Raw genomic sequence first — 17,467 nt, 5'->3', positions numbered from 1 at the left:
AGAGAAAGCGCGTCAATGATTGCCGGAGCCGGCCTGGATCGACCGGACGATAGGTTTGCAGAGCAGGACGCTGAGCACTGAAAGTGCGCCCAGCAGCAGGTAATAGGTTTCGTAGCCCAGGCCCTTGGCGAGGAAGCCCGACAGCGAACCGCCGACGAAGAACACCAGCAGCTCGAAGCACACCAGCACGGTGAAATCGGTGCCGGCCTGCTGCCGCGAGCACAGCTGCATGAACAGGGCGTAGAGGCTGGTCATCGCCAGGTAGCGGATGGCCAGGAGCACCAGCACCATGGCGCCGAGCCACAGCGGTGAGCCATCGGCCAGGCCGCTGAGCAGCAGCCCGGCGACCGCCAGGTAGGCCAGGCTGCGCAGCCAACCCGCGCGCAGCAGCAGGGTCGCCGCGCGCTGGCGCTGCAACAGGCGTGCAGCCGCCACGGCGGCGAGCAGCCCGACGCTGGCGCCGGCTACAGACATCAGCAAGCCGATCTGCGTCAGCGACCACTGGCGATCCACCAGCATCGGCGTGAGCATGGCCATGGCCGGCGCCTCGACCAGGCGATAGACCAGGATCAGCAGCAGCGCCCAGCGGATCTCCGGGCGCTTGAAGGTGGCGATGAATCCCGGCCTGGCCGCCTCGGCCTGCGCCGGCAGGCGGTCATCGACCCGCGCCACCGCCAGCATGGTCAGGGCACTCAGGCCGGCCAGGGTCAGCAGCGCGCTCTGCCAGCCGACCACCTGGTACAGCCACAGCACGCCGGCACCGCCGAACATGCTGCCCAAGGCCACGCCAATGCTCTGCGCCATGCTGCCCAGACGATGATCGTCGCTGGCCAGCGATTCCACGGTGTAGCCGTCGATGGCGATGTCCTGGGTGGCGGCGAAGGTGGATATCCACAGGCTCACCAGCACGAACAGCAGCAGGCCGTGCTCCAGCCCGGTCAGCGCCAGCAGCAGAATGCCGGCCACCAGCGCCGCCTGGGTCAGCCACAGCCAGGTACGGCGCCGGCCGAGGCTGTGCAGGTAATGCCGGTCGACCAGCGGCGCCCAGAGAAACTTGAACGCCCATGGGAGGTACAGCAGCGAGAGCATGCCGATCCAGCGCAGGTCGACACCCTGGCTACGCAGAATGGCCGGCATCGCCACGTTGAAGAAGTACAGCGGCAGCGCGTGGGCCAGGTACAGCACCACGATCACCGCCAGCGCCAGCCGGGTCACCGGCACCTGCTCAGACGGACGCTGCATGACTCACCATGCGCTCGGCGATCCAGCGATAGCCGTGCGTCCTGTCCAGGGTGACGAAATAAGGCACGCCCCAGGCGGCATGCAGCGCCGGGGTGTCGAGACGGGTCTGCTCGTCGGCATCACAGGCAATGCGCACCAGCCCCTGACAAACCTCTCGGAATGCCGCCTTGTGTTGCTTGTACCAGACGCCCTGGATGGCCCGGTAATCCTCGGCGAGGGTGCTGCCCTCGCGGGTACTGGAAATGAAGAAGAACGGCTGGCGGTCTTCGATCAGACGCTCGATGCCGTCCAGCCACTGGCGTATCTGCGCCGCGTCGACCTGGTCGTGAAAGACCGCCTCGACCACTGCCGTTTGCGTGAGGAGCAAACCCATCGCTGTGTGATTCCCATGATCGTTGGTGACGCAACCAAGACGGTTGCGACCTCATTGCACATGAGAATAATTCTGAACAATGTTGCGCGCTTAGGCGAAAAGAAGGAAAAATTAGCCGCAACGAAACTTCCATCGGTCAAGCCAGCATGACGATCCTCACCTGCGGTCAGCTCAGCGATGTCGCCCACACCCTGGGCGGCAACCTGTATTTCCAGCGCGAGCTGCCGGGCGAACAGCCAGTGCTCGACGGCGAACAACAAGTGCAAGTGCTGAGCGAAGGCCTGGTGCTGTACTTCAGCCACAGCCGCGATCTGGTCGACGCCAGCAGCGACAACCGCCTGACACCGGGTATCACCGCCGCCTTCCTGCTGCAGGGTGAAGCCGAAGTCAGCCTGCCGCGCCAGCGCCTGCACTTCGACGCCCGCCCCGGTGGCCAGCGCGCCATGCTGGTCAACCTCACCGATAGTGACCAGTTCCAGCGTCACTGGCGCAGCGGCCGCGAAGAAACCAAGGTGTGCCTGAGCATCACCCCGGATTGGCTGCAGCACTTTGCCCTCGGCAGCCAACTGCGCAGCGACGCCCTGCTGCGCTTCAGCCGCAGCCACTGGCACAACCTGCCCTGGCAACCCTCGGTGGACATCCTCCAGCGCGCCCACCAGTTGCTCGAGCGTGACGCGAGCCTGCCGCCGTTGATGCAACGCCTGCAACGCGAGAGCTTCGCCCTGGATCTGGCCTGCGACATCCTGCGCGGCATCGATGCGCCGCCGGAGAAACGCCTCGGCAGCCATCTCGAACGCTGCCTGCTACGCCTGAAGGAGTGGCTGGACAGTGGCGAAGCGGACACCCTGAGCATCGCCGACATGGCGCGCCAGCTCGGCACCAACCCGGTCGACCTGCAGAATGCCTTCCGCAGCCGCAACGGCATCACCATCGCCGCCTACCTGCGCCGCCAGCGCCTGGCACGTGCCTACCAGGCCATGCGCCAACAGGGCCTGTCGGTGGAGGAAGCAGCCAACCTGGCCGGTTACGAGCACCTCAGTAGCTTCAGCGCCGCCTTCAAGCGCGAGTACGGCTTTCCACCGTCGCAGGCTCGTCGCTGAGGGAAGTGGGTCAATCCGAATCTGCACAATTGGATCTATGTGGCTGGGCCACTGCTGCGTAGATTCACCGCTACCGGGGCAGGCCGTCACGCCATCGCGCCCCTCAACGCGGATACGGATGATCACCATGAGCCAGCGCCTCGACTACTTCGCACTCTCCCCCAAGGCTTCCGGCAAATATGCCGAGTTTTCCATGCTGCTGACCCGCAGCCCCTTTCTTGCGCCGCTGGCCCACCTGGTCATGCTGCGTGCCTCGCAGATCAACGGCTGCGCCTTCTGCGTCGACATGCACGTGAAAGAAGCGAAGATCCATGGCGACCGCGAACTGCGCCTGCACCATGTCGCCGTGTGGCGTGAGTCGCCACTGTTCTCGGAGCAGGAGCGCGCCGCGCTGGAGTGGACGGAAGCCCTGACCCAGCTGTCGCCGCACGGCGTGTCCGACGCCATCTATGCCAGCGTGCGCGAGCAGTTCTCCGAGCAGGAACTGTCTGAGCTGACTTTCCTGGTAGTCGCCATCAACGGCTGGAACCGCCTCAACGTGGCCTTCCGCACCGTGCCCGGCTCCGCCGACAAGCAGTTCGGCCTGGACAAGGCCGGTCTGGCCTGAAGGTTATCCACAGGGGCGGTCGCCAGTCGCGCGGCCCCTGCTTCTCCCTGAGCCGCCCGCTGCACAGCACGGGCAAAACCGGCATGATGTGCCCCCGCGCCAGCACCGCGCTGGCGTGACGAATCCTCGTCGGCCTCCATCAGACACTCTCGCCGCCCGCTCAACGGAGCCCTTGCATGCTGCCCCTGCCGTTTTCCCGCCAACCTGCCCATCTCACCCTGCTCGCCCTCGCCTGCCTGAGCGGCCACAGCGCCTTCGCCGAAGAGCCCGTGCAACTCGATTCACTGCAGGTCACCGGCGAACAGGTAAGTGAAGTAGAGGCCGCGCGCGAGGAGCTCAAGCGCGTCCCCGGGGCCACCAATGTGGTGGATATGGCCAAGGTCGAACAAGGCCGCGTGGCTGGCGTCGCCGATGTGCTGGCCTACCAGCCAGGCGTCTACGCGCAGTCCCCCGGCAACGAAGGCGTGAAGATCAGCGTGCGCGGCTCGGGCATCAACCGCGGCCCCGGCTCGCACGCCTCCGGCACCCATATCATGCTCGACGGCCTGCCACTGACCGGCTCCGGCGGCACGCCCTACGAACTGCTGGAACCTCTGTGGATAAGTCGCGCCGAAGTATTACGCGGCGCCAACGGCTTCGACCGTGGTTCGCTGGCCCTGGGCGGCGCCATCGACTACATCACCCACACCGGCTACACCGCGCCCAAGCTGCAACTGCGCTACGAAGCGGGCAGCCGTGGCTACCAGAAGCGCAGCATCGCCTCCGGCCAGGTATTGGGCGATTTCGACTATTTCCTCGCCCTGACCGACAGCGAAACCAACGGCTATCAGGATCATTCCTCAGGTAAGGGCAAAGGCCTCGCCGCCAACTTCGGCTACCGCCTCAACGAGAACCTGGAAACGCGCTTCTACCTGCGTTACCGCGAGACCGAACACGAAGTACCGGGCCGTCTGACCAAGGCGCAGATCGAACATGACCCACGCGCCGCAGCCGCCAACAACCTGCGTATCGACGCCTACCGCGACCAGCCCGGCAGCACCTGGCTGGCCAACAAGACCACCTGGCAGATCGACGATGACTCGACCCTGGTGGCGGGCCTGGCTTATCACCATTACCCGATGGATATCGTCGAGAACAGCTCGCCCAACGGCAACACCTACCGCGTTCGCGTGGACTACAGCGACGTCAGCGGCACGCTGAATTACACCCGCAGACACACCCTGTTCGGGCTTAACAGCACCACGACCCTGGGTTTCCGTAGCACCACCACGCTGCCCAGCAGCAAGTCGAAGGAGAACGCCGCGTTACCAATCACCGTGACACCTGTTGTCGGCGTTCCGGTGAACTACCCAGCCGGCACCCTGATGCGCGCTTACGAACATCTGGGTTCGGACACCGTGCTGCATATCGGCAACGAGCTGGAGCTAACGCCCGACCTGTGGCTGACCAGTGGCCTGGCGCTGATTCATACCCGCCGCGAAGTGCAGGTGACCTGGCCAGCCACAGACGACAAGCTCGACGAAAGCACTTGGGACTACGCACCGCGTATCGGCCTGCGCTACCAGCTCAATCCCGATGTGCAGCTATTCGGCAATATCAGCCGCTCGGTGGAACCGCCACATGCCTGGTCGATGATCTGGAGTTCGCCACTACGCTTCCCGGTCAATAACCAGCCGTACGCGTCTCGGCAACGCGCACCGATCTCGATGGACAACCAGACCGCCACTACCTTCGAGGTCGGCGGCCGCGGCGAGTCCGCACTGGGCCAGTGGGAGCTCACCTACTACTACTCGCAAGTCCGGCACGAGCTGCTCACCGTCGAGATCGAAAACAACGTCTTCGCCGAATCCAACGCCAGCCCCACCGTGCACCAGGGCATCGAAGCCGGCCTGACCAGCCCGCTGTGGCAAGGCGGCGCGGCCGGCGCCTTGAGCCTGCGCCAGGCTTACACCTTCAGCAACTTCCACTACCGCGACGACGACGAATTCGGCGACAACCGCCTGCCCGGCCTACCGCGCCACTACTACCAGGCCGAGGTTCGCTACGACCACCCGAGTGGCTTCTATGCCGGCCTCAACACCCAGTACGCCTCCAAGGCCGCGGTGGACTACGCCAACTCCTACTACGCCGATGCCTACGCCACCTTCGGCGCCACCCTCGGCTATGCCTCGCCAAAGGACGACTGGCAGGCCTGGCTCGACCTGCGCAACCTGACCAACAAACGCTACGCCGCCACCGTGACGCCGGGCTATAACGACAACGGCGCGGATGTGGCGCGCTCCACGCCAGGGGAAGGGTTTGGGGTGTATACGGGGGTTTCGTGGAGTTGGTTGTAAGACGACGGGACTGAATTGGAGATGGTGGAAAACGCTTCGCGGTTTTCCACCCTACTTACCCCCACCTATCCGCTTGGCTCATTCAGCAGTAGCCTAGTGCCTTCTTTCACTACGCTACGGATTGGCCATGAGGGTCTTACCTATTTTCCTGGCCTTGCTCGGTCTAATCACTACAGACGCCTGGGCCAAGAATTGCCGAAATAGCCAACCATGCGGTAACTCATGCATTTCTTGGAACAAGACTTGCCGCATAGGATCGTCTAACTATGTGGCTCCCGCCCCAACGGTGCGGACGCAACCTTCTGCTACATCTTATGAAGCTACACCAGCATCCGACCTGTACGTACAAGGTGATGACACATACTCCGTAAGTGCCCCTGCCCATACAGCTCTACGCCTGAGGCGGTTAGCATTTGGAGAAATGGTACGTACCTATAAGCAGATAGGTGACTGGATACGTATCTCTGAAACTGGGCAGCCAGATGAGTGGGTCATTCGCCAGTCCCTGACTACAACGAAGCCGTCGCACATCCCACCTCAGCCATCCAAATCACCACTCACGCACGACATTTCTCAGCCAAACAACGTAGTCGCCTGGGGGCATGCTCAAACCGATGCAGCATTCACCTACGCATTACCGTCACGGACATCTCCCCGTATAAGAAGACTCGTATTCGGTGAGAAGCTTGCTGTTTACGAGATTATGGGCGAATGGGCGCGTATCTCACCGGCAGGCGCTGAAGAGGAATGGGTGATACGAAGCTACCTTGGCGTCTAAAGACAAAGAAGCACGTAGGGTGGACAACGCTTTTCTTGTCCACCACGTATTAATGACTCCTGAGATATAAATAAATCTGCACTCTTTCGACATACGTGTGCACCTTCGATCATCCGGCTGCGCTGGCCAACTATCAGGCGCGTGACATGCGGGTCTATCAGAAAGAAATCCGCAACATCGCCACCACCCGAGTCGTTGACCGACAACAGAACGAGAACAGCATGGACTGCATGATCAGGCTTGCAACAAAGGACGACGCAACAGCGATCAGCCGTATCGTGATCGCCGCGTTACGTGAGTCGAATGCTCAGGACTATCCACCCGAAGTGATCGCTCAGGTCGAGAAAAGCTTCACACCCGAAGCGGTGGCTGCACTGCTCGACAAACGCAGGGTCTTCGTCGCCTCGATGCAAGACGATCTGATCGCCACCGCCAGCCTTGACGGCGATGTTGTCAGAACGGTCTTCGTCGATCCTGCACACCAGGGCAACGGCGTGGGCAGCCGGCTGATGGAGACACTCCATGCAGAAGCGCTGAATGCTGGTATTTCCCGGCTGTTGGTGCCGTCATCGCTGACCGCAGAAGGCTTCTACGCCGGCTTGGGCTATCGCAAAGTTCGCGATGAATCACACGGGGCAGAACGCACCATCGTGATGGAAAAGACGCTGCAGGCTTATGGATAAAGCTGCGCAAACAGACCGTTAAACGCGATGCCGCCACCGTACGCCGAGCGAAGGGGTTGGCGTGTATACCGGCATTTCCTGGAGCTGGTTGTAAGTCGAACGGAAACCCCAACCCTGCTCATGGCTACATCAGGCTGTTAGCGCACGCACGATCATTGCCAGACCAGTGGCCGATAGCACCGCCAGGGTGATGCCGCGAAACATCGCCTGTGACAGGCGCTCGCGAATGAACTCTCCCAGTGACATACCCAGCTGGGTGGGCAGCACGCACGCAAGCGAGAGCAAGAGGTGCATGGGGGACGCAATGTCTTGCATCAGCAGACCCGCCCCCAGAATCACCGACCCCACCAGGAAGAAAAGGCTGCTTGCCAGGATGAATTCGTTACGCCCAAGCCCCAGGGCCAACAGCGCCTGCAACGCCGGAAAGCCATAGAAAGACGTCATCCCACCGAGAAGCCCGCTGCTCAGCCCCGCGCCTATCAAAGTACCGAAGCGCCAGCGTGGCGGAATGAGCGGAGGATTGGGCGTCAACTGGGAGATCACGAAGACCTGGATCATCACCCCGATGATGATGGCCAGCACCTCCGGACGAAAACTGCCGAGCAACTGGACGGCCAGACCGAGCGACACTGCCAGGCTGATCAGCAGCGGCCAAACCAAGCCCAGCACGTGGTAGTGACGGCGGCACTCATACCCCTGGCTGATATTGGAAATGATGATTGGCAGTAAGGAAAGAGCAACAGCCGTCGGTACAGGCGCGACCAGAGCAATGAGCGGTACGGTGACCAGCGGCATACCGAACCCGGACACCCCCTTGATCACCCCACCCAGTACAAAGACGCCGAAGACATAAGCCAGAAGAACGGTGTCAATCGCATGCAGAGCAGACAGCATGGAGCTTCAACCTTCTATAAGGAATCGATGGGGCGGATACTTCGCAGCGAGACGGCGCGCTAACAGTGCTACAGGCGGCCTTCAGCGAGGGAATGCGTTAAATCAGGAAGCATGTCCTGAACCTGCCTACGTGGTCACATACCGCCAGGAAAGATGCCTGCATCTGCCGCTGAAAAATGAGCTCATCACTGCATCGTCCTCACTCCATGAGACTCGGACTGTAGCTATCGACTACCCGCCGATACTGGCTTGGGGATGCGCCGATATGCTGTCTGAAGAACCGAGTGAAGTGACCCTGCTCGGAAAATCCAAGGTTCTCGGCGAGCTGGCCAAGGGTGCCGCTTCGCTCGCGCTCCAACCAGAGGAACGCGCGGCGCATACGCGCATCGTTGAGCATCAGAGCGGGCGTCATGCCGGTATCCTTGCGAAACAGCGTGAAGAAGTGCGCACGGGACAACCCCGCAGTCTGTGCCGCGTTGCCAATGCAATCGGGATCATCGAGATGACTTTGCAGATAGTCACAGGCGCGGCGAATGCGCGTATCGCGAAAACCCTGGAACACCTGGGCGCCAAGACGGCGTAGCTGCCGCCATTGCGAGTAATCCTCGATCAGTTCGATAAGGAAATCGAACAGCAGGAATTCGATGCGTTCACGCGGCACCAGCCCGACACTGCAGGCCTCTGCGATCAACTGATCAGCCATTGCCCGGTTCTTGCTGCTCAGCTCGATGCATGGCTGCACGAAAAAGCCCGGGTGTGCACTCAATGCCAGGGATTGCTGCGCCTCGGCCAGCCAGGCAGGTTCGATATAGAGCGCGAGGATCTGTGTCTGCTCAGCGCCCGGTTGAAAGTCGTAATAATGAGGTTGCCAGGCATTGACCAGCACCGCGCAGCGATCGGTCAAAGGCACCTGACGGCCATTGACGTTGAAGAAGGTATCCGCGCCGGATGCCTTTACCAGTACATGGCACTCATGATGTGAGTGAGTGACCAGAGGGCGATCCATGTCGAGCAGAGCGACCCGACCGAATTTGCCGTGAAAGACCCGCTGTGCGACAGACATTGCTAACTCCTTCCGATTCGATGGATCGACGGCGTGCTGGGTGACTCATAGTCACTCACATTAGCGATGCGGTGGTTATCCGTCTGGATACCGGCTGCAGCACTCACGGATCGACAGGGATCAATATCGAGGAGGAAAGCCTCCTCTGCTTCAGAGTTCATCGCGCGCCTTGCCATGGTATACCCGCAAGACATCGGCAATCACCGAGAGCGCGATCTCGGCCGGAGTCTTGCTACCGAGGTCGAGACCGATAGGCATATGGATACGCGCAATCTGCTCCTCGTTCAGGCCACCCACCCGAGCCAGGCGTTCAGCTCGACGGGCGGACGTCTGCCGCGAGCCCATGGCTCCGATATAGAACGCTGGCGTGCGTACCGCCTCCATCAGGGCCAGGTCATCGATACGCGGGTCATGAGTGAGGGCGACCACCGCGGTGGCTTCATGGCAGTTTCCGGCGGCAATGAATTCTGATGGCATCCGCGGGTAGAACCGGGCGCCCTGGGGAGCATGCACGCTCATCTCCTCCCGTGGGTCACAGGCGATCACCTCGCAGCCAATGGCGCGAGCGAAGCTGGCACAGAACTCGGCCACGGGCGACAGACCGGCCAGCACCAGGCGCAGTGCTGGGCCGACACGGACACGCACTTGTTCCGCGTGCACCTGAGTAGCCTCCCCCCCCAGATCGAGCGCCAGTGAGAATTTACCGCTCGTGAGATCGAGCTCGCGAACCAGCCGACGCTGGCCAAGCAGAGCAGCACTGACATCCTGCAGATGATTAAGCCAGTGCTCGTCAGGCAGCCGATGTTCGACCAGAACCTGAAGGATGCCGCCGCACGGCAGTCGTAAGCGCTGACGCTCGTCGTCGCTCTCGCCATAGCGAACGATCTGTGCCGGCGCCTGCAGCTCACCGCGTGCCAGCGCTTCGAGAAAAGCCTCCTCGACGCAACCACCGGACAGCGAGCCGACGAACTGGCCGTCCGCGCGTGCCACCAACATCGCACCGGGCGCCCGTGGCGCCGAACCATAGGTGGAAAGCACCGTACACAACCAGAGCGGATGCCCATCGCGCGCCCACTGCAAGGCGCTATCCATCACGTGAAGGTCAAGCTGGCGCATGTTCAACGCTCCCTCGCCGGACCCAGCGTGAAAATCGGTTAACCTTCGCCTCTTCAGTCAGACAGGCTTGCACGTAATGACGCATCGGCAGTTTCTCGAGACCCGCATATCCCGTCTTGAATACCAGCTTCTGCGGCCAGCAGATCAGGGACCGGTGCTCGTGCTGCTGCATGAGGGGCTTGGCAGCCTTGACCTGTGGAAAGACTTTCCAGCGCAACTGGCCGATGCCTGTGCCGCACCAGTACTGGTCTACAGCCGGCAGGGCTATGGTCGCTCGAGCCCGGTGACGCTGCCGCGTCCACTCGACTACCTGAGCCAGGACGGGCCGCAGGAACTCGAACATGTGCTTGATGGCCTGGCACTCGATCAGGTGATTCTGGTCGGTCACAGCGACGGAGCCTCCATCGCCCTCGCCTACGCCGCTCGCCAGGACCCACGGGTGAAGGGCGTCGTGGTACTGGCACCGCATGTAGACGTCGAGCCTGCCAGCGTCGCTGGCGTGCGCCGCACGGTCCAGGCATACACCCGTGGCGACCTGCACGAACGTCTGCGTGCCTACCACGGCAGCAACCTCGAGGGCGCCTTCCGCGGCTGGAGCGACACCTGGCTCAACCCGGACTTCGCCACCTGGAATCTCCACACGGCCCTGCCTCTCATTCAGGTGCCCGTGCTCGCCATCCAGGGTGATGAAGACGAGTTCGCCACCCCGGCCCAGTTGCAAACCCTCGCGGCCATGGTAAGTGGCCCATGCCGTACGCTGCTGCTTGAACACTGCCGGCACTTTCCGCAGAACCAGGCCCGCGCTCGCGTGCTGGAGCTGATCGATGAGTTCCGGGCAACGCTGGATCGCTGAAGCACCCAACGCCTGACTGATGACCGCAGCGCTCATGTTCATCAGCGCTCGCAGGTGCTCGCCTCGACTTCGTCGAGGGTGGGCAGGTCTTCCGGCGTTTCGCGCCAACGTTTGACCACGCCGAGCTCGATGTCGAACATGTCGAGCACACGGCCCAGCGTATGGTCGACCATCTCTGCCAGCGAAGCAGGTTTGGCGTAAAAAGCCGGCACAGGTGGAGCGATGATGGCGCCAAGCTCGGCCAGTTCGGTCATGGTGCGCAGATGATTTCGGTGTAGAGGCGTCTCACGCACCATCAATACCAGGCGCCGACGCTCCTTGAGCACAACATCGGCGGCGCGCGTCAGCAAGGTGGAGGTGACGCCGCTGGCGATTTCCGACATCGAACGCACCGAGCAAGGCGCGATGATCATGCCCATGGTCTTGAACGAGCCACTGGCGATCGCCGCGCCAATGTCCTGGTTGGAGTAAGAAACGCTGGCCATCGGCTTGAGCTGCGACCAGGAGAGACCTGTCTCGTGAGCCAGCGTGATCAACGCCGACTTGGACACCACCAGGTGCGTCTCGACGGGCGTGTCGCGCAACAGCTCCAGTAAACGCACCCCGTAGATGGCGCCGGAGGCGCCGGAAATACCGATGACGAGCCGCTGCGGGCGGGGGCTAACTGAGATCATGGTCAGATTCCTGAGTCGCGCCTTCCTTGTAGAAATGGATGGCATTGAGCGCCGTTGCCAGCGTCTTGCTGATGATGTCGATGAACAAGGTCGCCGCCGGCGTCAGCGGGCGCCGGCTGTCATGCACACAGACCATGCGCCGGGTAATCCCTGGCGCCGCCAACGGATAGGCGCGCAATGCACCCTCCTCCAGCCCGCGCTGCAGGACGGTGGCAGGCAACACGCTGATCCAGTCGCTACGTCGCAGGAAGCTCTCGATCACCGTGAGGTCGTCCAACTCCAGGTGCGGCGTCAGCTCGAGACTATGCGCGGCAAGTGCCTGATCGATGACCATGCGCAAACCATGACGGCGCGAAGGCAGCACCAACTTGAGGCCACCCAGTGCGCTGAGCGGAATCGGCGTGGGCAGGCGCAGCCGGGTCGTAGCACCGGTCGCTACCAGCAGTTCCTCGTCGAGGATGTCGGTACGGTGCAAGTGTTCCTGCTGAAAACTCTGGTTGATCACCGCGAAATCCAGCGCGCCGGACAGCACGCGGTCGATCAGGTCCTGACTGTAGCCGTAGCTGACCTGCAGCTCGACGTCCGGATGATGCTCGACGAAGTAGGCCAGGGTACTAGCCAAAGCCTGGTTGGCGGCCGAGGCGATCAACCCGGCGTTGATCCGGCCGCCGATCTCGCCACTACGATCGATGAGGGTCTGTCGCGCCTCCAGCAGCTCACCGAGGATCGGCATGAACAGGCGATAGGCCTGCACGCCGGCCTCGGTGGGGACCATCCCCTTGGGCGTACGCTCGAACAGAGGCTGACCGAGTTCCTCTTCCAGTTTGGCAATCTGCATCGACAGGGCTGGCTGAACGATGTTCAGCCGCTGCGCCGCCTTGGTCACGGAGCCTTCCTCGTACAGACAGGTAAAGTACTTCAGCTGGCGCAGCTCCATCACGACCTCTTCGATGCTGCCTACAGGGAACCGACATTCTGGTAGACGTGTTTGAGCTCTGTAAAATCGAGCAACGCGTCATAACCGTGCAGTCGTCCCAGCCCGCTCTTGCGATAACCCCCGGTTTCCGCCTCGGCGAACAGCTTGTTGTGATCGTTGATCCACACCGTGCCATTGCGCAAGGCACGCGCCAGGCGCAATGCACGCGCACCATCACGCGTCCAGACGCTGGCCGACAGACCGAACTCGCTGTGGTTGGCTCGAGCGACGGCCTCGGCCTCGTCCTCGAAAGTCTCCAGCACCAGCAGCGGCCCGAAGATTTCCTCCTGACAGAAGAAAGCGCTGCTGTCCTGATGGGCGATCAAGGTCGGTGCGAGAAACGCACCCTGGTCCAGCATGCCGCGAGGCCGACCGCCGGCCAGCAAGACTTCGTCGCAGATCTCCAGCGCTTCACGAACACGTTGCTCGACGCTGTCACGCGCCCGCAGATCGATCAGCGGGCCCATCTGCGTCGCGGCATCCAGGCCATGGCCGAGACGAATTTCCGCCAATGCGACAGCCAGCGCGCTCTTCATCTGCGCGGCGCGACTGGCATGGACCAGCACCCGACGGGCAGCGGTGCATTGCTGACCAGAGATAATGGTCGCGGCCGCCGCAAGCTTCATCGCCACCGCGCCGATATCGGCATCTTCCAGGACCAGGCAGCAGGACTTGCCACCCAACTCCAGCGACAGCTTCTTCATGGTCGGCGCGGCATCCTGCATGATCCGCGTCCCCGTGGCCGTGGAGCCGGTAAAGCTGAGGACATCGACCTCAGGCGTGGCAACCAGAAAGGCAGCGCCGCCATGACCCGTCTCTGCGAACAGATTGACCACCCCCGCTGCCAGACCTGGCAGCGCCAACAGCGGAGCGAGGAAGGCCGCATTGAATAGCGCGGTCTGCGGCGCCGGCTTGACCACGCAGGTGCAACCGGCAGCCAGCGCCGGAGCCAACGCCCGCACCAGCAATACCGCAGGTGCATTCCAGGGAATGATCAGCGCGGCCACGCCAGCGGGCTCGCGCAACATCGTCGAGAACTCGCCAGGGGCGACCTCGAGCACATGGCCGGGGTTATGCCGAGCCAAGCCGGCGTAGTAGAGAATTTCCGAGATGGCGCCGCCAATCTCGCCACGCGCCTGCGCCATGGTCTTGCCGTTCTCGCGGGTGAGGAGAATCGTCAGCTCGTCCTCGCGGCTCTTCAATGCAGCGGCCCAATCAAGCATCAGTTGTTGGCGCAGGCGTGGATTCTGCGACCACTGCGGGTTGGCAAAAGCCCGCACGGCGGCACCTACCGCCGCCCGGGCCTGCGCCTCACCACCGTCGGCGAAACGCCCGATAAGCTCGCCGTTGGCCGGGTCGCGGCTATCGGCCCACTGACCGTCATCACACCATTGGCCATCGATGAAGTGTCGTGCCTGCTGCATCTGTATCTCCTGTCCGGCGAAGCTGCTTGTGTTTGTTGTATGCCGCTGGAAAAGGCGCTGTGCCCCTGAACTACGACCTAGTGAAAAAGCCTGGATCAGCCAGTCGGACCGGGGGTATCCGCAGGGCTTGGCGCCAGGCCGCCCACGACAGGCGGCAACCCAACGGGCGAGCTATCGACCGAACAGTGCCTGCCAATCGGCACCGGCCGGCTGGCTGACTGCGGCCAGGTCCACCTCGGCTTGGCCCGGCACATGGATACGCTTGAAGCGCATCGGCGGTGCGGCCAATGGCACGGTGGCGTCGAAACCCATCTTCGAGCCGACGCCATCGCGGGTCGAAGGGTCGAGCTTGGAGCCTTGGGATTCGTGGATCAGCACCAGGTCGAGGTCAGCCTGGAAGCGCGTCGCCACCGCCCACTCGACTTCGGTCGGGTCATGGATGTCGACGTCGGTATCCACCACTACCACGTGCTTGATGTCGTAGTGGCCGCCGAGGGCGCCAAGGATGACGTTCTTCGCCTCGCCTTCCGAGCGCTTATCGATCTGCACATACAGGTGGTAACGACATACGCCACCGCGGGCCAGGTGCACGTCACGCACGCAGGGGAAGCTGCGCCGCAGGTGCGCGAGCATGGTCGCTTCGCGCGGGATGCCGCCCAGCAACAGATGCTCCAGGCCACCGCCGACGATGGTGTGGAACATCGGGGAGTGGCGATGAGTGACTGCATCGACCTCGATGACATGGCGCTCGGCACGTTCACCGTAATACTGAGGGAACTCGCCGAATGGGCCTTCCTCCTCGCGCGTGTTGGCCAGAAGGCGTCCCTCGATGACTATCTCGGCCTCGGCCGGCACCCGAATGCGGTTGGTCACGCATTGGGTAACCGGCAGCGGGCGACCATGCAGCGCGCCAGCAATTTCCAGCTCGTCATGGTCGATGGGCACGATGGCCTGCGAGGCCATCAGCGTCAGAGGATCGCAACCGACCACCACCGCGACTTCCAGATCCTCGTTGTCACGCTCGGTCTCCTGGAAGAATGCCAGCGCATGCCGGGGCAGCAGCAACGCACCGAGGCGGTTTGGTCCGCTGACTTGCAGGCGATGGATGGAGACGTTCTGCACACCGGTGCGCGGGTTGCGCGTGATCAGCAATCCCGCGGTGATGTAGGCGCCGCTGTCGTGTTCGTTGTGGGTCGGGATCGGCAGCTGGGCGAGCAGATCGACATCGCGATGGACCACCTGCTGGCAGGGCGCATCCTTGGTTTCCTGCCAAGGCAACGGTTCAAGGCTGGCCTGCTCGAAACGCGCAAGTACCTGGCTCGGTTCGACGCCCATGGCTTCGGCCATCCACTGACGATCCGACAACAAACCGGAGATCACCGGGACCGGATGGCCACTGGGCTTCAGAAACAGCGAAGCGCTGCGGCCGTCCAGTCGATTGGCGATGGCCGCGACACCGAAACGCAAGTCGACGCCAGGGCGCACGATGCTCAGGCGTTGGCTTTGCTGCAAATGGTCGAGCCAGCCGCGCAGACTGCTACCGAGCGGAAGGGTGGAGGCAATGTCGGTCGAGGGCGAATGCTGGGGCAGCATGGCGGGTACTCTCTCGTGATTATTGTTTTGGCCATGCTAGAAGCGTGGCTAGGGACTGCCTATTAAGCTTTTTTGATGCACGCCATCAGTGCCCGCAATGCCCCGAGGGCTCAGGGCCGCAGGATTGCCGGGTCGATCATCAGCTCGATGAGAAAGGGTCGGTCACAGGCCAATGCCTGCTCGAAGACATCGGCAAATTGCTCGGTCCGCTCCACCCGTGCCGCAGCGGCGCCATAGGCCTTGGCGAGGGTGACCATGTCCGGGTTGACCAGGTCGGTGCCATAACGTCGACCGGGGTAATGCTTATCCTGATGCATGCGGATCGAGCCGTAGGAGCCGTTGTTGACCACCACGATGATCACGTTGGCGCCATATTGCACCGCCGTGGCCAGCTCCTGGCAGGTCATCTGAAAACAGCCATCGCCAGCGAAGCACACGGCCGGCCGCATGGGTTGGGCGAGCTTGGCAGCGATCGCCGCCGGCAGGCCGTACCCCATGGAACCCGACGTCGGCGCCAGTTGGCTGCCCCAGTCGCGAAAAGGGTAAAAACGATGGACCCAGAGGGTGTAGTTGCCCGCTCCGTTGCTGATCACTGCATCGGCAGGGAGGCGATTGCCGAGCCAGGCGACGATCTCACCGAGCTGCAAAGGGCCCGGCAGCTGCGTAGGCTGCTGCCAGGCCTGACGGACTTCCCGGGCGCGGGTCAGCCAGGCACGGCGTTCGGCGGACAGTGCAGCCGGCGGTGATAGCTCAGCGGCAGCTTCGGCGAAGTTCGTCACCGAAGCACAGACCGCCAGCTCCGGCCAGTAGACCCGGCCAGGCTCCTGCGGATCGGGATGGATATGTACCAGTCGCTGGTGTGGCCGAGGTGCCTCGACCAATTCGTAGTGGCGAGTGGTGATATCGCCCAGGCGCGTACCGACCGCAATCAGCAGGTCAGCCTCCTGAATCATCTTGGCGAGCGCCGGGTTCATGCCCAGTCCAGCGTCGCCAGCATAGTTCGGGTGACCGTTATCGAAGCGGTCCTGGCGGCGGAAGGCCGTGACTACCGGCAGCCCCTGGGCTTCGGCGAAGCCCTGCAGCGCCTGCCGGCATTCAGCATTCCAGCCGAAGCCGCCGAAGATAGCCAGCGGTCGCTGCGCCTCGCTCAACATCTGCTGCAGTTGCGCCATCGCCGCTGGCGCCGGATAACCCTGGTTGATCGGCGCCGCCTCTAGCGCCAACGGTGCAACGGTTTCGAATAGGAGATCTTCCGGAAGCCCCAGCACCACCGGCCCCTGGCGGCCAGAGCGAGCCGTGGTGAAAGCGCGGGAGAGATACTCGGGAAGGCGCGCGGCATCCTGAATATCCACGGCCCACTTGGCGACCGGGCCGAACAGCGCACCGACATCGACTTCCTGCCATGCCTCGCGCTGCTGAAAACCACGAGGCACCTGACCAACGAAGACCAGCAGCGGCGTGGAGTCCTGCGAGGCGACATGCAGCCCCGCCAGGGCATTGGCACTGCCTGGGCCACGGGTCACGAAGCAAACCCCCGGGCGCCCGGTGGTCTTGGCATAGGCCTCGGCCATCATTGACGCACCGCCTTCCTGGCGACACACCACCAGGGCGATGTCGGGAGCATCGTGCAGCGCGTCGAGAACCGGCAGGAAGCTTTCGCCGGGCACCGTGAACACCCTGTCTACACCATTGCGTCGGAGCAGTTCGACGATGGCCTGACCGCCATCGTATCGCTTGTCGACTGTCATCTGATCC

General features: G+C 62.8%; 15 protein-coding genes. 5 read left to right on the top strand and 10 right to left on the bottom strand.

The genetic code is table 11. The features are described from left to right. Positions 1-12: 12 nt before the first annotated feature. Positions 13-1,242: an MFS transporter gene (locus CXP40_RS13105; RefSeq protein ID WP_003464869.1), complete on the bottom strand. Its 1,230-nt coding sequence runs from the start codon at positions 1,240-1,242 to the stop codon at positions 13-15. Further along, on the bottom strand, positions 1,226-1,615 hold the full coding sequence (locus tag CXP40_RS13100; RefSeq protein ID WP_003464871.1) for a hypothetical protein: 390 nt from the start codon (positions 1,613-1,615) through the stop codon (positions 1,226-1,228). The genes CXP40_RS13105 and CXP40_RS13100 overlap by 17 nt, the downstream gene beginning before the upstream one ends. Before the next feature lie 146 nt (positions 1,616-1,761). On the opposite strand from CXP40_RS13100, the gene CXP40_RS13095 reads away from it, so the two are divergent. From CXP40_RS13095 to CXP40_RS13075, 4 genes are all read left to right on the top strand, one after another. Continuing rightward, complete coding sequence (locus CXP40_RS13095; RefSeq protein WP_084341262.1) at positions 1,762-2,715, top strand: AraC family transcriptional regulator; 954 nt, start codon at positions 1,762-1,764, stop codon at positions 2,713-2,715. 118 nt (positions 2,716-2,833) lie between these two features. Then, positions 2,834-3,322: a carboxymuconolactone decarboxylase family protein gene (locus CXP40_RS13090; protein WP_092378993.1), complete on the top strand. Its 489-nt coding sequence runs from the start codon at positions 2,834-2,836 to the stop codon at positions 3,320-3,322. A 176-nt stretch (positions 3,323-3,498) separates the two neighbouring features. Next, positions 3,499-5,658 (top strand): TonB-dependent receptor domain-containing protein, encoded by a 2,160-nt coding sequence (locus CXP40_RS13085; RefSeq protein ID WP_106734086.1) that lies wholly within the window; start codon positions 3,499-3,501, stop codon positions 5,656-5,658. 999 nt (positions 5,659-6,657) lie between these two features. Further along, entirely contained in the window at positions 6,658-7,119 is a 462-nt protein-coding gene (locus CXP40_RS13075) for a GNAT family N-acetyltransferase (RefSeq protein ID WP_106734214.1), read from the top strand. A gap of 129 nt (positions 7,120-7,248) precedes the next feature. On the opposite strand, the gene CXP40_RS13070 is transcribed toward CXP40_RS13075, so the two are convergent. From CXP40_RS13070 to CXP40_RS13060, 3 genes are all read right to left on the bottom strand, one after another. Then, positions 7,249-8,013, bottom strand: coding sequence for a sulfite exporter TauE/SafE family protein (locus CXP40_RS13070; RefSeq protein ID WP_106734085.1), 765 nt, complete (start codon positions 8,011-8,013; stop codon positions 7,249-7,251). 199 nt (positions 8,014-8,212) lie between these two features. Then, positions 8,213-9,076, bottom strand: coding sequence for an AraC family transcriptional regulator (locus CXP40_RS13065; RefSeq protein ID WP_106734084.1), 864 nt, complete (start codon positions 9,074-9,076; stop codon positions 8,213-8,215). A 150-nt stretch (positions 9,077-9,226) separates the two neighbouring features. Continuing rightward, positions 9,227-10,192 carry an XdhC family protein gene (locus CXP40_RS13060; RefSeq protein ID WP_106734083.1) on the bottom strand — a complete coding sequence of 322 codons (966 nt, stop codon included), beginning with the start codon at positions 10,190-10,192 and terminating at the stop codon, positions 9,227-9,229. 76 nt (positions 10,193-10,268) lie between these two features. Between CXP40_RS13060 and CXP40_RS13055 the strand changes: the two genes are divergently transcribed. Continuing rightward, positions 10,269-11,045 (top strand): alpha/beta fold hydrolase, encoded by a 777-nt coding sequence (locus tag CXP40_RS13055; RefSeq protein WP_106734082.1) that lies wholly within the window; start codon positions 10,269-10,271, stop codon positions 11,043-11,045. 41 nt (positions 11,046-11,086) lie between these two features. Here CXP40_RS13055 and CXP40_RS13050 read toward each other — a convergent pair whose 3' ends face one another. From CXP40_RS13050 to CXP40_RS13030, 5 genes are all read right to left on the bottom strand, one after another. After that, the gene (locus CXP40_RS13050) at positions 11,087-11,719 is read right to left on the bottom strand and encodes a UbiX family flavin prenyltransferase (RefSeq protein WP_106734081.1); all 633 of its coding nucleotides are present in this window, start codon (positions 11,717-11,719) and stop codon (positions 11,087-11,089) included. Then, positions 11,706-12,656 carry a LysR family transcriptional regulator gene (locus tag CXP40_RS13045; protein ID WP_106734080.1) on the bottom strand — a complete coding sequence of 317 codons (951 nt, stop codon included), beginning with the start codon at positions 12,654-12,656 and terminating at the stop codon, positions 11,706-11,708. The genes CXP40_RS13050 and CXP40_RS13045 overlap by 14 nt, the downstream gene beginning before the upstream one ends. A 20-nt stretch (positions 12,657-12,676) precedes the next feature. Continuing rightward, entirely contained in the window at positions 12,677-14,119 is a 1,443-nt protein-coding gene (locus CXP40_RS13040; RefSeq protein ID WP_106734079.1) for an aldehyde dehydrogenase family protein, read from the bottom strand. A 171-nt stretch (positions 14,120-14,290) separates the two neighbouring features. Then, positions 14,291-15,712, bottom strand: coding sequence for a UbiD family decarboxylase (locus CXP40_RS13035; RefSeq protein ID WP_106734078.1), 1,422 nt, complete (start codon positions 15,710-15,712; stop codon positions 14,291-14,293). Between the two features lie 110 nt (positions 15,713-15,822). Beyond that, positions 15,823-17,460: a thiamine pyrophosphate-binding protein gene (locus CXP40_RS13030; protein WP_106734077.1), complete on the bottom strand. Its 1,638-nt coding sequence runs from the start codon at positions 17,458-17,460 to the stop codon at positions 15,823-15,825. Between the last annotated feature and the right edge of the window lie 7 nt (positions 17,461-17,467).

It is taken from the genome of Pseudomonas sp. YY-1 (assembly GCF_002843095.1).
In the GTDB taxonomy this organism is placed as follows: Bacteria; Pseudomonadota; Gammaproteobacteria; order Pseudomonadales; family Pseudomonadaceae; genus Aquipseudomonas; species Aquipseudomonas sediminis_A.
The sequence above is the reverse complement of the archived record's forward strand: the minus strand, read 5'-3'. Positions and strand labels throughout refer to the sequence as shown.